Origin of the sequence: Galactobacter caseinivorans, assembly GCF_003640665.1 — a bacterium.
Taxonomy (GTDB): Bacteria; Actinomycetota; Actinomycetes; order Actinomycetales; family Micrococcaceae; genus Galactobacter; species Galactobacter caseinivorans.
Window position 1 is genome coordinate 79,351 of the sequence record NZ_QQXL01000002.1, and the last position, 14,030, is coordinate 93,380.

Sequence of the window (14,030 nt, forward strand, 5' to 3'; positions counted from 1 at the left end):
GAGTGCTGCGGGCGGAATCACTGACATGAGTGGGCCGTTGTGCCCTATTGTGAAACTGACAAGTGTGCGACGGGCGCGGAAGCGCCCCGACGGGAGAACGAGGCATCGTGAGCGAACCGACCTTTATTGACAACGCCGGTAGCTGTATCGCCACCGCCCAGGCCATCGCCGGGCCGGGGCGCATTCGGTGGATGCTGCGGACCCCCTCGGCGGTTTCCTCTGACTCGGGCTGGCGTTTTTACGCCGACGAGGACAACGAGGAGAACGTGGCGCACACCACCAACATGCGCGTCCTCGGGTTCAACCAGGTGGCGCAGCTTGACCCGATCGTGGCTGAGGTTTATCACGAGCCGGTCGGGAGCGACTTTGAGTTGGTGACACTGCCCGACGGCGCGCGGCAGCTTCGCGACTCCACCACCGGTCGGGTGCTGGCCGGGCCCGGTTCGGAGCCCACCAGCCCGGAGCCCATGGGTGTCGGCGCCAGCGCGGAGGAGGCCGCTGAGGTCCCCGCGGCCGCAGCCTCGGACCCGGCTGACGCCGCGGAGCCCGCCAAGGAAGCAGCGCCCACCGCACAGGCAGAGCAGGTCGCACCGGCAGCGCCCGCCGCACCGGCCGAGCAGGCCGCACCGGCAGCGCCCGCCGCACCGGCAGCGCAGGCCGCGCACGTGGCACCCGCCGCACCGCTGGCGCCGTCGGCCCCTGTAGCCCCCGTGGCTCCGGAGCCCGCACAGGCGGCCCCCGTGGCGTCGTCGGCTGCCGCCGCGCCGTCCGTTCCCTCCGCTGCGGCCGCGCCGCATCAGGAGGAGACCAGCACCCCGGCTCCGGCCCAGGACGATGCCCGGGCTCGCGCCGAGCAGGACGCGCTCGTGGCAGCCTCCGCGCCGTGGCTGCGCCCCGCGGTGCAGGGCTGGATGGGCGCCAACGGTCCGCAGACGCGGACGGCGCTGCTCTCAGAGCTCTTTGGGTCCCACGTGTTGGTGCCGCTCTCCGCGGACGGTCAAACCCTGAGCGGTTTTGCCCACAATGGAGCCACCATCATCCCGCTGCACACCTCCCGTGAGGGTGCCATGGCGTGGCAGCAGCGGCTCAACGTCCCGGTGCCGCCCAGCTTCACGGCCATCACCGGAGATGAGGCACTGCGCCGCGCCTTTGAGCAGCAGGGTGCCGCCTCCGTGGTGGTTGATCCTGTGGAGGCCGGCGTGGAGATTCGCTCCAATGACGAGTTCCTGGCCGGTTTCACCCGCAACGGAACCCTCAAGCGCCTGGTCCGCGACGGAGACCGTGCCGCGATCATGCGGTACCTCACCTCGCCTGGCGCGTACGGGGTCTATCTCTACCGTGCCGTGCAGGGGCAGCCGCACTTCCCCCTCCTGGTGACCAGGCAATCTGGGGGTGAGCGCGAGTTCGCGCTGTTCTCCTCTGCGCTGGAGGTCTTCCGCTACCAGGGGGATGGTTCTGCCTCGGAGGTGTCCGTGGACTGGGTGCGTCAGAACCTGGCGCCGGACATGTACCTCTGCATCGATCCGGGAGCCGACGGCGGCTTCATTGAGTTCTCTCCGGCGGAGCTGGCCTCGTACGGCTTCCGCCGCGCCTGAGTAGCGCCGTGTCATTGAACGACCCCGGTGTGGTTCCCGTTGCCTCGGAAGGGGCGGCTAGCGGCTCGGGTGAGCCGGCTACGGACGGCGGGGTGGCCCTCACCGGGGCCATGGTGGATGTGCGGGCCCGTGCTGAGCGCGAGGTGTTGGCGCGCCACGTGATGCCCGCCGTCCAGAGATGGCAGCGCGAGAGCGCGACGAGCGCCACGCTTCGTTCCGCTGGCGTGCCCGTTCAGGGCTCGCCTGCCTTGTTTGAGGCGATGCTTGGTTCCGTGGTGCTCGTGGCGCAGCGCGCGCTGGATGGAACCGTGATCAGCGAGCACGGCGCTGTGAGCGTGTTCACGAACGAGGCCAAGGCGACGGCGTTCTTGGAGTCCTTCCCGGAGTACGCGCAGTTGCCGACGCTGGAGAGCCGCGCCTTCGCGGATGTGGTGGTCGCTGCGCATCAGCAGGGCAACCATCTGCTGAAGGTGGATCCGCCGTCCGTCCCGGATGCTGTGGATGTTCCGGGTGGCCCCGTCTTTGTCCTGGAGGACTCCGCAGGCGGCCCAGTGGGCCAGGCCCGTGAGGTGGACCCGCTAGCGCGGCTTGCCCTCCTGGCGAGAGACCCGGAGCGGCTGGCCCAGCTGGCGTCAGCGCCCGGCCGGCTGTGGTGGGGTCTGGGGGATCCGGGGAAGGTCTCCGCGCTGCCCCTGCCGCTGCGGGATCACGCCAGCGGGGCCTCCGCCCTGCCCGTCTTTACCTCCCCAGCTGAGGTCAGCGCCTTTGACGATCTGGCGCTTCCGGTGCTCTTTGACCTGGACCGGCTCCGTAGCGATTGGGAGCCAGAAATGGGCCTGATCGTGGGGCTTGGTTCGCCGGAGCCTCCGCTGGAGTTGAGCTGGGGGCGCCTGCGTTCCCTCGGTTTCTCGGCACGCGAGGGTGCACAGGCGTACGTGGCCGTACCGGCGCCAGCGCTGCTGCCGTCAACCCCCGGCTCGGCCCTGCCCGGCTCGGCCCCGCCCGACGCCTTGCTGCCCGACGCCTTGCTGCCCGACGCGCTGCTGCCCGGTGCGGCGGCCACCGGCTCTTCGGAAACCTCTACGTCCCTTCCAGCGCCCGTGGGCGCTGTCCCCGCGAGTTGGAAACACCTGGCCCGGCCGTGGCCGGATGGTGAATCCGTGCTTGGCCCGGATGAGGAGCGCATGGCGCGCACCCTCCTGGCCGTGCCCGGGCGCGCGGTGGACTCCGTTCACCTGGTGGCGCACTGGGAGGGCGCGTCGCTGCGGCTCGCCTTGGCGGTGGTGGCAGACGGGGTGGCCCACGCGGCGTCGGATGCTGCAGGCGGGCACCTCGGCAAGGCGGCGCTTGCCGCGCTGAGGTTGGACCTGACGCGCCTGTTGGCGGCGTCGACCGCCCGCATGCGGGCCGCGGCTCATTCGATTCCGCAGCTGCTGTGGTTGCACGTGAATGGCACCCAGAGTTCCGGGCGCGTGAGCTACGACGCGCCCAGTGGCGCGGTGTCAGAGCTCCTGATTGAGCAGCTTGCTGAGTGGGGAATCCCCGCTCATGGCTGCCTTCCGTGGGGTGCCACGCTGGCGCCGGAACGCTCCGCCTCCTCCGAGCTTGCGCACGCCGCTGCCTCCGGACAGGTGGACGCCGCGGTGGATGCGCTGGTGGAGGGCGCGCCCGCGTGGGTGGCCACCATGCAGGACGGCACGCCGCTCGTGGCGCAATGGCCGGGGGAGGGCGTCCCCGCGCTGCTGCTCTTTAGTTCCACTGCCGCGGCCGCCCGCTTCCGACCAGAACTGCTGTTGCGCCGCTGGAGCGGAGAGTTGGCTTCCCATGGCCTGCCCGACGGCGTGGGGCTGGGCTTGGATCCCACGGCCACGCGGTTGCCGCTCTTTGTCACAGGCGAGCAGCTACGCCGCCTCAACGTGAGGGAACGCGTTTAGGCGTTGGCCCGGCGAGTTGGCTGAGCGACGAACGGGGTAGCGCTGCGCGGTTCTATGCGGCGGCCGGGCGCGGCACGAGCGTGCCGGTGCGGCGCTCCCACCCCAGGGAGATGAGCAGCAGGATCAACCCGCCTGCCGCCAGCACCAGGCCCACCCATGAGGGCGCAAGGTAGCCGTAGCCGGCGGCGATGACGGTGCCGCCCAGGGCCGCGCCGATGGCGTTGCCGACGTTGAACGCCGCGTGGTTAGTGGCGGCGCCGATCAGCGCGGCCTCGCCGGAGGCCGCGATCAGCCTGGACTGAATGGCGGGGGTCAGGATGCTGGAGGTGGCGCCCACCAATCCGGCGGCGGCAAAGAGGCCCACCGGATGGGATGCGGTCAGGGCAAAGAGCGCCAGGGACACCATGAAGCTGGCGAACCCGACCACCATGGCGGCGCGTGGTGCCCGGTCGGAGAGCCGGCCACCCACCACGTTGCCGATCGTCATGCCGACGCCCACCACCGCAAGGAGCCAGGGCACCTGGGCCGCGCCGAGGCCCGTGAGCCGCGTCGCCATCTCAGAGAGGTAGCTATACATGGCAAAGAAACCGCCGAAGCCAATGCAGGCCACAGCGATCATGAGCCAGAGCTGGCCGGAGCGGAAGGCCCGGAGTTCCTTGGCCGGGTGACGGCTGGGATCACCGGGGTAGCGGGGAAGGAAGAGAATGGCCCCGATGAGGGTGAGCAGGAAGATCCCCGCGACCACCAGGTAAGCGGCGCGCCAACCCAACGCGTGACCAATGAAGGTCACGGCAGGCACCCCGATGATATTGGCGACGGTCAGTCCGGAAAGTGCCAAGGCAATCCCCTGGCCCTGTTTGCCCGGGCCCATGATGCGCGCCGCCATGAGCGAGGCGACTCCGAAGTAGGCGCCGTGGGGGAGCCCGGCCACAAAACGAGCCACGAGCGTGGAGCCAAAGTCGGGGGTGGCCGCGCTCGCAACGGTGCCGAGCACAAAGAAGACAAGGAGCCAGATGGTGAGCTTGGTGTGCGAGGCACGGGCGGTGAGCGCTGCCAGGGTGGGGGCGCCCACCACCACGCCCAGCGCGTAGGCGGAGATCAGGTGCCCCGCCTCGGCGATGGAGGTCTCCGGGTGTTGTGCAAAGCCAGGCACCAACTCCTGCGCAATCTGCGGCAACAGCCCCATGGACGCGAACTCGGTACAGCCGATGCCAAATCCGCCCAGGGCCAACACGAAGAGGGCAATGAACGTGCGGCGAGGGCTGAGCTGAGTGGTCACGGCGATATCAAACGCTCCTGGGATGCAGGGTGATTTTGGGTAAGGGTTCATCCTAGTGGCGCGCGTGCCATTCGTAACGGGCCGGGGGAGTGAGGCGCGCCACGCCGGGTGGATCGTCAGACCCGCTGGTCACTTCTTTCACACTAGTCACATCCGGGTGGTCACGAACTGGTGACGATGGGATAGGCTGACAGAGCCGTCGGGTCTCTTAGGGCCGGGCAGCTATCGGAGGTGCCGATGGCGAATCAGGAGCCTCAGGAGGATCCCGTCATGAGTGAGGGACAGGTCGGACACGGTCGGCACGCGGAGGAGATTCCCGTGGAGGCCACAAGCGTCGGTCTGCCCCCCGTCACCGACGAAGTGATCGCTGAGTACCAGCTTTCCCCGGAGGAGCGCGCCTCGGTTGCCGCTTTGCCAGAGGGCTCGGCGCTGCTGATTTCCCGCTCCGGTGCCGATCGCGGAGCGCGCTTCCTGCTTGATGGTGAGATCACCACGGCTGGGCGCCACGCGGACGCAGACATTTTCTTGGACGACGTCACTGTGTCACGTCGCCACGTCGAGTTTCGGCGCCAGGCGGATGGCTTCCACGTCTCTGACGCTGGCAGCCTCAACGGCACTTACGTGAACAACGACCGCGTGGATGACGCGGTCCTGCGCTCCGGCTCGGAGGTCCGCATCGGCAAGTTCGTGCTGACCTTCTACTCGCGCAGCGCCTCCAGCCAGGGCTGATTCCCTGGTGGTTCCTTCGCGCAATAGCGAGGCCGGGCGGGCACCCGCCCTGGCAGCACCGCGCCGCGGTGTCATGAACATCGGCGAGGTCCTCACGCGTCTGACGCAGGACTTCGCTGGCATGACGGCCTCAAAGATTCGTTTCCTTGAAGAAAAGGGGCTCATCACCCCTGCCCGCACGGCGGCCGGGTATCGCAAGTACACCGACTCCGATGTGGAGCGTCTTCGCTTCATCTTGGCCCTGCAGCGGGATCAGTACCTGCCGCTGAAGGTCATCAAGGACTACCTCGACGCCGTGGATCGCGGCGAGACGCCCCCGGTGTTGCCGGGTGGGGCGTCCTTGGCGCCCCGCGGTGTGGACGCCCAGACTGCTCAGGAGTTGGCCGGGCATCACCGCCCGTTGACCCGCTCCGAGCTGGAGGGCCGCACCGGAGCGAGCTCCGCGTTTGTGGACCGCCTCGTGGAATACGCTCTGGTGGTTGCCGATGAGGACGGTCGCTTCTCGGAGCAGTCCATCCGGGCTGTCAATGCCACCCTTGCACTCGCGGATCGTGGCGTGGAGCCGCGCCACCTGCGCGCGTTCCGCACCGCAGCCGATCGTGAGATCGGGCTGGTGGAGTCCGCCGTGGCACCTCTGGCCGGCCGCCGCGACGCAGCGTCCGCCGCCCGTGTCGCAGATGAGGCCGCGGTCATCGCGGATGCCATCCTCGAATTGCACGCCTCGCTGGTGCGGGGCGGGCTAGAGCACCTGGATCGCTGAGTCGTGAGTGCAACCGAGGGGTATGTCGAGATGAGCGTGCTTGGAGTGCGCGTTGAGTTGCCCTCCAACCAGCCGCTCGTGTTGTTGGAGGAGGTTGACTCTAACCGCCGCCTCCCGCTGTGGATTGGGGCCCCCGAGGCTTCCGCGATTGCGGGCTATTTGCAGGGGCTGAGTTCGCCCCGGCCGCTCACCCATGACCTTCTGGTGGCCGCCGTGGCCGCCCTCGGCTCGCGTGTGGAGCAGGTGCGCATCGTCTCCGTGCGGGATACCACTTTCCATGCCCGCCTTGACCTTGCCGGCGGGCAGGCGGTGGACGCCCGGGCCTCGGACGCCATCGCAGTCGCGCTGGCGAGCGGCGTCCCCGTGTATGCCTCAGTTGAAGTGCTGGAGGCGGCCGGTTTTGAACCGGACCCGGAGGGCGAGCCAGAGGGTGCGGAGGAACAGGTAGCGGAGTTCCGCCAATTCCTGGATGATATAGATCCGGAAGACTTTAGCTAGAGCAACCCGGATCACGATTGGGTCACGAGGGGGCGACACGCCCTCAACCAAAGGTTGAAGGTCTTTGACCCGGACTGCCGGGAGGCTTACCGTCGTACTAGATGGTTTCCCAGGGCGCCATCGATCGGTTCCGCACTCGCACCCGCGGTTTTCCCGTTCGAGCCCACTTCCCCCTTTGCCGAGGGAGACCCGGACTGAGGAGTAGCGCGTGACACGCGACAACGATCACACGAACGAGGAAGCACCCCCGCCAGTGGCCTCATCCAGGCAGGGCATGCTCTTTGACGAGGGTCTGCCGCACCTGGACGAGCACGCGGGCTACCGTGGTCCCACGGCATGCAAGGCGGCCGGCATTACCTACCGCCAGCTGGACTATTGGGCACGCACCGGCCTGGTGGTCCCCACCGTTCGCGGCGCGCACGGCTCCGGCTCGCAGCGCCTGTATAGCTTCCGGGACATCCTGGTTCTGCAGGTCGTCAAGCGTCTGTTGGACACGGGCGTATCCCTTCAGCAGATTCGCACCGCCGTGTCCACGCTGCGCGAGCGCGGAGTGGAAGACCTGGCGCAGATCACCCTGATGAGCGACGGCGCCTCCGTGTATGAGTGCACCTCAGCTGAAGAGGTCATTGACCTGGTCCAGGGCGGCCAGGGCGTCTTCGGCATCGCGGTTGGCAAGGTCTGGCGAGATGTAGAGGCCTCCATCCTGGAGCTTCCCGTGGAACGGGCGGCCCGCGACGAGGAGCAAGACTTCCCGCAGGACGAGCTGGCCCGGCGCCGGGCGGCACGCTCCGCGAGCTGAGCGCCGGCCGGCGTTGCAGTGAGAACGTCAGCACAAGAAGGAAGGGCCCCCACCGTTTGGTGGGGGCCCTTCCTTCTTGCGCGTGCCGAGGCGTACCCCGTGAACCGAGGCCGCTTCGGCCTGGCTTGGCTGGCGGTCAGCCGCCGGCTACCTAGTTGGTGGGCAGGGAGGCGCGGATGGTGCGCAGGAGGCCGTCAAAGACCTTGGCGGTCTCCGTGGCGGCATCTCCGGGCCAGTGATTCACCGCGTGGGCGGCGCCCTGAATCTGCTGCCAGTTCGGCGTCTCTGGGACCACGGGGGTGAGCAGCTGATCGCCAAACATGGTGCGCAACTCCGCCAGGCGGAAGGCGTGCTCCGGGGAGGTCTCGCGGTAGCGGTTGGCCACCACTCCCACCGTGCTCAGCGGCGTATCAAAGTCCCTGCGGAAGAGCTCAAGCGCGCGCATGGAACGCTCGGTGCCTGCCACGGAGAAGAGTGAGGGCTCGGCGACCAGGGTGACGCCGTGGGAGGCAAACCAGGCCATGCGAGTGAGGCCGCTCAAGGACGGCGGGCAGTCAATGAGCACCAGCTCATACTGACGCGAGGTGGAGAGCACGCGGGAGAGGCGGCGCAGGTCCCGCACGCGCAGGTCCGGGCGGTCAAAGTAACCGGTGAGGGCAGAGCCCTGGGCCACGTCGAGACGGGCGGGGGTGCGCGGCTGCCTGCGCTCCTGGCGCAGGGCCCAGGACGAGCGCGTGGCGGCCTCATCGATGGAGCCCTTGCGGGGGTTGCGCAGTAGCTCGCCGATGGGGCGGCTGGTGCCGGGTTCCACGCCAAGGCCCGTGGTCGCGTCCGCGTGCGGGTCCAGGTCCACGACGAGCGTGGAGATGCCCTGGTTCAAGGCTGCGGACGCCAGGCCGAGCGTGACAGACGTCTTACCGACGCCACCCTTGAGGGAGGAGATGCTCACGACCTGCACGGGGTGTTTCACGTCCTTCGCGATGAGGAGATGCGGACAGGGCCCGCGAGACAGTCAACATCATACCGAGGAGAAGGGGTGCTAGTGGGAGGCGCGCGCGGCGTCCAGGCTCAGTGGTAACGCCGTGATCACAGTGGTCGGACCATGGCGTCATCTTCTACCCGTGCCGCCCGCGGAGCCGCTACCGTGAACAGCGTCACATGCAGGACTGCGCCCTGCCCCTGAGAGGGGTAGGAGACACTGAAATGTGGCCCGGAACATCAATCTGCGGCCATATCAAAGGGCGCCTCGAACCCACGGCCGTTCCCCACTATGGAACGCCGCGGGCCAGGACTTGAGAGGGGAATCACACGTGTTTTCCAAGGTATTGGTGGCCAATCGCGGCGAGATCGCGATTCGCGCCTTCCGAGCAGGGGTAGAGCTAGGGGCCAAGACGGTTGCCGTATACCCCTGGGAGGATCGCGGATCCATCCACCGCCAGAAGGCCGATGAGTCTTACCGGATTGGCGAAGAGGGCCACCCGGTGCGCTCCTACCTTGACGTGGAAGAGATCATCCGCGTGGCAAAGGAGGCCGGGGCGGATGCCATCTATCCCGGCTACGGATTCCTCTCCGAAAACCCCGATCTGGCTCGTGCCGCTCGCGATAACGGCATCACCTTCATTGGTCCGCCGCCAGAGGTGCTTGAGCTGGCAGGCAACAAGGTGGAGGCGCTGCGGGCCGCCCGCGAGGCGGGCATCCCGACGCTGGCCTCCTGTGAGCCAAGTGCCGACGTGGACTGGCTGCTTGGCGAGGCGGACAAGATTGGCTTCCCCATCTTTGTGAAGGCGGTAGCCGGAGGCGGCGGGCGCGGCATGCGTCGTGTGGACACCCGTGAGGACCTGCCAGAGGCCATGGGCGCCGCCATGCGTGAGGCAGAGACGGCCTTTGGTGATCCCACCGTGTTCCTGGAGCAGGCCGTGCTGCGCCCGCGCCACATCGAGGTGCAGATCCTGGCGGACGGCCAAGGAAACGTGGTGCACCTCTTTGAGCGCGATTGTTCCCTGCAACGTCGCCACCAGAAGGTCATCGAGATGGCCCCGGCGTGGCACCTGGATGAGGAGATCCGGCAGGCGCTGTACCGCGACGCGGTGAAGTTTGCGACCTCGCTTGGCTACCAAAACGCCGGCACCGTGGAGTTCCTGGTGGACACCGTGGGCGAACGCGCGGGCCAGCACGTCTTCATTGAGATGAACCCGCGCATCCAGGTGGAACACACGGTGACGGAAGAGATCACCGACGTGGACCTGGTCCAGTCCCAGATGCGCATCGCCGCGGGGGAGACGCTGGAGGACCTTGGCCTGCGCCAGGAGAACCTGCAGATTCGCGGTGCCGCACTGCAGTGCCGCATCACCACGGAGGACCCGGCCAACGGCTTCCGCCCCGATGTTGGCACCATCACCGCCTACCGCTCGGCCGGCGGCTCCGGCGTGCGCTTGGACGGCGGCACCATTTACACGGGTGCAGAGGTCTCCCCGCACTTTGATTCCATGCTGGTGAAGCTCACGTGCCGCGGATCCGACTTCCCCACGGCCATTCGCCGTGCACGCCGTGCGCTGGCGGAGTTCCGCATCCGCGGCGTCTCCACGAACATCCCGTTCCTGATCAACGTGCTCTCCAATGAGCAGTTCCTGGCCGGTGACGTGGCCACCGACTTCATCGATAAGCACCCGGAGCTGGTCAAGGGCGGCCAGAGCCAGGACCGCGGCACCAAGGCGCTGACCTTCCTGGCAGATGTTGCGGTGAACCAGCCCAACGGCCCGCGCCAGGACGGCATTGATCCTCGCGACAAGCTCCCTCGCTTCCCGGGGGACAAGCTGGAGGAACCGGACCGCTCCCCGTTTGATGGCCCCTCCAGCACCCTCCCGGCCTCCGGCTGGCGCGCGGTGCTCCAGGAGCGGGGCCCCGAGGGCTTTGCGCAGGCGCTCCGCGCAGCAACGGAGGTGGGCGTCACTGACACCACCTTCCGCGACGCGCACCAGTCCCTGCTCGCCACCCGTGTGCGTACCCGCGATCTGTTGGCCGCGGCCCCCGCCGTGTCCCACACCCTGCCCGGGCTCTTCTCCATGGAGGTCTGGGGCGGTGCCACCTATGACGTGGCGCTGCGCTTCCTGGGCGAGGACCCGTGGAAGCGCCTGGAGATGCTGCGGGAGGCCGTGCCGAACATCCCCTTGCAGATGCTCCTGCGCGGGCGCAACACCGTGGGGTACACCCCGTACCCGGAGGCGGTGACGGACGCCTTTGTGAAGGAGGCGGCCCGCAGCGGCATCGACATTTTCCGCATTTTTGATGCGCTCAACGACGTGGAGCAGATGGCCCCGGCCATCCGCGCCGTGCGGGAGACCGGCACGGCGGTGGCGGAGGTTGCCCTCTGTTACACGGCGGATCTGCTGGATCCGGAAGAGACGCTTTACACGCTGGATTACTACCTGAACCTGGCCCAGCAGATCGTGGACGCTGGCGCCCACATTCTGGCCATCAAGGACATGGCCGGCTTGCTGCGCCCCGCGGCGGCCACCAAGCTGGTCACGGCGCTGCGCGAGCGATTTGACCTGCCCGTGCACCTGCACACCCATGACACCGCCGGTGGCCAGTTGGCCACGCTCATGGCGGCCGTCAACGCGGGCGTGGATGCAGTGGACGTGGCGACCGCCGCCATGGCGGGAACCACCTCCCAGCCGTCCATGTCGGCGCTGGTGGCAGCGCTGGCCCACACCGAGCGTGACACTGGCCTGAGCCTGGACGCCGCGGCCGATCTGGAGCCCTATTGGGAGGCCATCCGCGCCGTCTATGCCCCCTTCGAGTCCGGGTTGCCCGCCCCGACGGGTCGTGTGTATCGCCACGAAATTCCCGGCGGCCAGCTCTCCAATCTGCGCCAGCAGGCCATTGCCCTTGGTCTGGGTGAGCACTTCGAGGCCATCGAGAACATGTATACGGCCGCCAATCGCATTCTGGGACGCCTGGTCAAGGTGACTCCCTCCTCCAAGGTGGTGGGTGACCTTGCCCTCGCCCTGGTCGGCGCAGGGGTGGATCCGGATGAGTTTGAGGCCAATCCGCAGGCCTTTGACATCCCCGATTCGGTGATCGGCTTCCTGGCCGGGGAGCTGGGGGACCCGCCAGGCGGCTGGCCGGAACCCTTCCGCTCCAAGGCGCTGCAGGGCCGCTCGGTCAAGGTGCGGGTGGAGGAGCTGGAGCCGGAGGACGCCACGGCGCTTGAGGGCGATCCGGCCACCGTGCGCTCCACGCTGAACCGCCTGCTCTTCCCCGGCCCCACGCGGGATTACGAGGCGCTGCGTGCGGCCTACGGTGACGTGTCCACGCTGCACACGCGCGACTACCTCTACGGCCCGGTGCTTGGGCAGGAGACGGTGATCTCCCTGGGCAAGGGTGTGCGCCTGTTGGCCACCATCCAGGCTGTTTCCGAGCCGGATGAGAAGGGCATGCGCAACGTGATGTGCACGCTCAACGGCCAGGCCCGCACCATTCAGGTCCGCGACCGCGCCGTGGAGTCCACAGCGGTCGTGGCAGAGAAGGCGGACCCCCAGCAGGCCGGGCACGTGCCTGCACCGTTCGCCGGCGCCGTGACCGTGACGGTCGCAGTGGGGGATGAGGTGGCGCCCGGTGGCACGGTCGCCACGATCGAGGCCATGAAGATGGAGGCCGCCATCACCTCGCCCGCGGGCGGAACGGTGAAGCGCGTGGCCCTGCCGGGCACCACCCAGGTGCAGGGCGGGGACCTGATCCTCGAGCTCGGCTAGGACCGGCACACTCTGCCCGACGCCGTGTGGCGGGCTCCCAGCGGGAGCTCACCACACGGCGTCGGGCGTTGTGGCGCTACCGCGCCGATGGGCGCCCGGCGCTACCGCGCCGATGGGCGCCCGGCGCTACCGCGCCGATGGGAGCCCGGTGCTGCTGCGCCGATCTGCGCTCAGCGCGGCGCGCATTCCGCGCTCCGAGAGATGCGACGTCATCCCGCACTGGCGTGCGGGGAACGTGCCAGGATGGGGGGCATGCATTATGACCTGGTCATCATCGGTTCCGGATCCGGCAACACGCTCATCACCCCGTACTGGGATGACAAGCGGGTGGCGCTCATTGAGGGCGGCGTCTTTGGCGGGACGTGCCTGAACCGCGGGTGCATCCCGACCAAGATGTTTGTGTACCCCTCGGAATTGGCGGCCACCCCAGAGGAGGCAGAACGCCTTGGTGTGCAGCTGCGCCGCGACGGCGTGGACTGGCCGGGCATTCGCGATCGCATTTTTTCCCGGATTGACCCCATCTCCGCGGGCGGGCGCCGCTACCGCGCCGAGGAGCTGGAGCACGTGGACCTCTACGAGGAGGACGCCCGCTTCACGGGCCCGCGCCAGCTGATCACGGATTCCGGCCAGGAGATCACCGCGGACAAGGTGGTGGTCGCGGCAGGGTCTCGGGCCAGGCTGCCCCAGGTCCCCGGCATCGACACGCCTGGCGTGCACACCTCAGACTCGATCATGCGCTTGCCCCGCCTGCCACAGCGCATCGTGATCGTGGGCGGCGGCTACATCGCCGCGGAGTTTGCCGCGATCTTCTCCGGCCTTGGCTCCGAGGTGATCCAGGTGGTGCGCGGATCCCGCCTGCTCAATCACACGGATGAAACCGTGGCGGAGCGCTTCACCGCGGCCGCGACTCGGCGCTGGGAGATTCACCGCGAATGGGACCTGACCTCGGTGGGGGTGGGTGCAAGCACCGACGTGGAGGTCAGGTTTGAGCGCGGCGAGGAGCACCTTGCCCTGGGAGCGGACGTGGTGCTGATGGCCACCGGGCGCGTTCCCAACTCTGACCGCGTGGACGCGGCGGCGGCCGGCTTTGACGTGGACCCGGACGGGTTGCTCAGCGTGGACGGCTACCAGCGGGTGCTTTCTCGCGGCGTGCCAGTGGAGGGCGTCTTTGCCTTGGGGGATGTGAGCAGCGAGCATCAGCTCAAGCACGTGGCCAACCGCGAGGCCCGCGTGGTGGCCCACAACCTTGAACACCCCGCGCGCCTGCGCACCACCGATCACCGGGCGGTGCCCGCTGCCATCTTCACGCGCCCTCAGATCGCCAGCGTTGGGCTGACCGAGGCGCAGGCCCGGGACGTGGCGGGAACTGACCTGAGCGTCAAGGTGCAGGAGTACGCCGACGTGGCGTACGGCTGGGCCATGGAGGACACGGAGGGCTTTGCCAAGGTGTTGGCCAGGCGCAGCACCGGGGAGATCCTTGGTGCGCACATCATGGGCGAGCAGGCCTCAATGCTGATCCAGCCCGTGGTCCAGGCCATGGTGGCCGGGATGGACGCCTACACCCTGGCCCGCGCGCCGTACTGGATCCACCCGGCGCTGACGGAGGTTGTGGAGAACGCCCTCCTGGGCTTGGAGACGGCCCACACGGACGACGCCCCGCTGTAGCCCCGGCCACACCGAGA

General features: G+C 68.4%; 10 protein-coding genes. 8 read left to right on the forward strand and 2 right to left on the reverse strand.

Annotated features, from left to right (window positions below; translation table 11 throughout):
* The first annotated feature begins 107 nt into the window (after positions 1 to 107).
* Positions 108 to 1,595 (forward strand): immunity protein Imm33 domain-containing protein, encoded by a 1,488-nt coding sequence (locus tag DWQ67_RS04000; RefSeq protein WP_158595359.1) that lies wholly within the window; start codon positions 108 to 110, stop codon positions 1,593 to 1,595.
* 8 nt (positions 1,596 to 1,603) lie between these two features.
* Positions 1,604 to 3,529, forward strand: a complete 1,926-nt coding sequence (locus DWQ67_RS04005) for a hypothetical protein (RefSeq protein ID WP_147433614.1) — start codon at positions 1,604 to 1,606, stop codon at positions 3,527 to 3,529.
* 52 nt (positions 3,530 to 3,581) lie between these two features.
* On the opposite strand, the gene DWQ67_RS04010 is transcribed toward DWQ67_RS04005, so the two are convergent.
* Positions 3,582 to 4,808, reverse strand: coding sequence for an MFS transporter (locus DWQ67_RS04010; protein WP_233555898.1), 1,227 nt, complete (start codon positions 4,806 to 4,808; stop codon positions 3,582 to 3,584).
* Positions 4,809 to 5,078: 270 nt separating this feature from the next.
* Between DWQ67_RS04010 and DWQ67_RS04015 the strand changes: the two genes are divergently transcribed.
* The 4 genes from DWQ67_RS04015 (at position 5,079) to DWQ67_RS04030 (ending at position 7,594) form a co-directional block, all read left to right on the forward strand.
* On the forward strand, positions 5,079 to 5,537 hold the full coding sequence (locus DWQ67_RS04015) for an FHA domain-containing protein (RefSeq protein ID WP_121484567.1): 459 nt from the start codon (positions 5,079 to 5,081) through the stop codon (positions 5,535 to 5,537).
* Positions 5,538 to 5,610: 73 nt separating this feature from the next.
* A complete protein-coding gene (gene ftsR / locus DWQ67_RS04020) occupies positions 5,611 to 6,297 on the forward strand; it encodes a transcriptional regulator FtsR (RefSeq protein ID WP_199712616.1) in 687 nt (228 codons plus the stop codon).
* Positions 6,298 to 6,300: 3 nt separating this feature from the next.
* On the forward strand, positions 6,301 to 6,795 hold the full coding sequence (locus tag DWQ67_RS04025; RefSeq protein WP_325049608.1) for a bifunctional nuclease family protein: 495 nt from the start codon (positions 6,301 to 6,303) through the stop codon (positions 6,793 to 6,795).
* 274 nt (positions 6,796 to 7,069) lie between these two features.
* Positions 7,070 to 7,594: a MerR family transcriptional regulator gene (locus DWQ67_RS04030; RefSeq protein ID WP_121484569.1), complete on the forward strand. Its 525-nt coding sequence runs from the start codon at positions 7,070 to 7,072 to the stop codon at positions 7,592 to 7,594.
* A 151-nt stretch (positions 7,595 to 7,745) separates the two neighbouring features.
* On the opposite strand, the gene DWQ67_RS04035 is transcribed toward DWQ67_RS04030, so the two are convergent.
* The gene (locus tag DWQ67_RS04035; protein ID WP_121484318.1) at positions 7,746 to 8,552 is read right to left on the reverse strand and encodes a ParA family protein; all 807 of its coding nucleotides are present in this window, start codon (positions 8,550 to 8,552) and stop codon (positions 7,746 to 7,748) included.
* A 352-nt stretch (positions 8,553 to 8,904) separates the two neighbouring features.
* On the opposite strand from DWQ67_RS04035, the gene DWQ67_RS04040 reads away from it, so the two are divergent.
* Together DWQ67_RS04040 and DWQ67_RS04045 are read left to right on the forward strand one after the other, a co-directional pair.
* Positions 8,905 to 12,348, forward strand: coding sequence for a pyruvate carboxylase (locus DWQ67_RS04040; protein ID WP_121484319.1), 3,444 nt, complete (start codon positions 8,905 to 8,907; stop codon positions 12,346 to 12,348).
* 243 nt (positions 12,349 to 12,591) lie between these two features.
* A complete protein-coding gene (locus tag DWQ67_RS04045) occupies positions 12,592 to 14,013 on the forward strand; it encodes a mycothione reductase (protein WP_121484320.1) in 1,422 nt (473 codons plus the stop codon).
* The last annotated feature ends 17 nt before the right edge of the window (positions 14,014 to 14,030 follow it).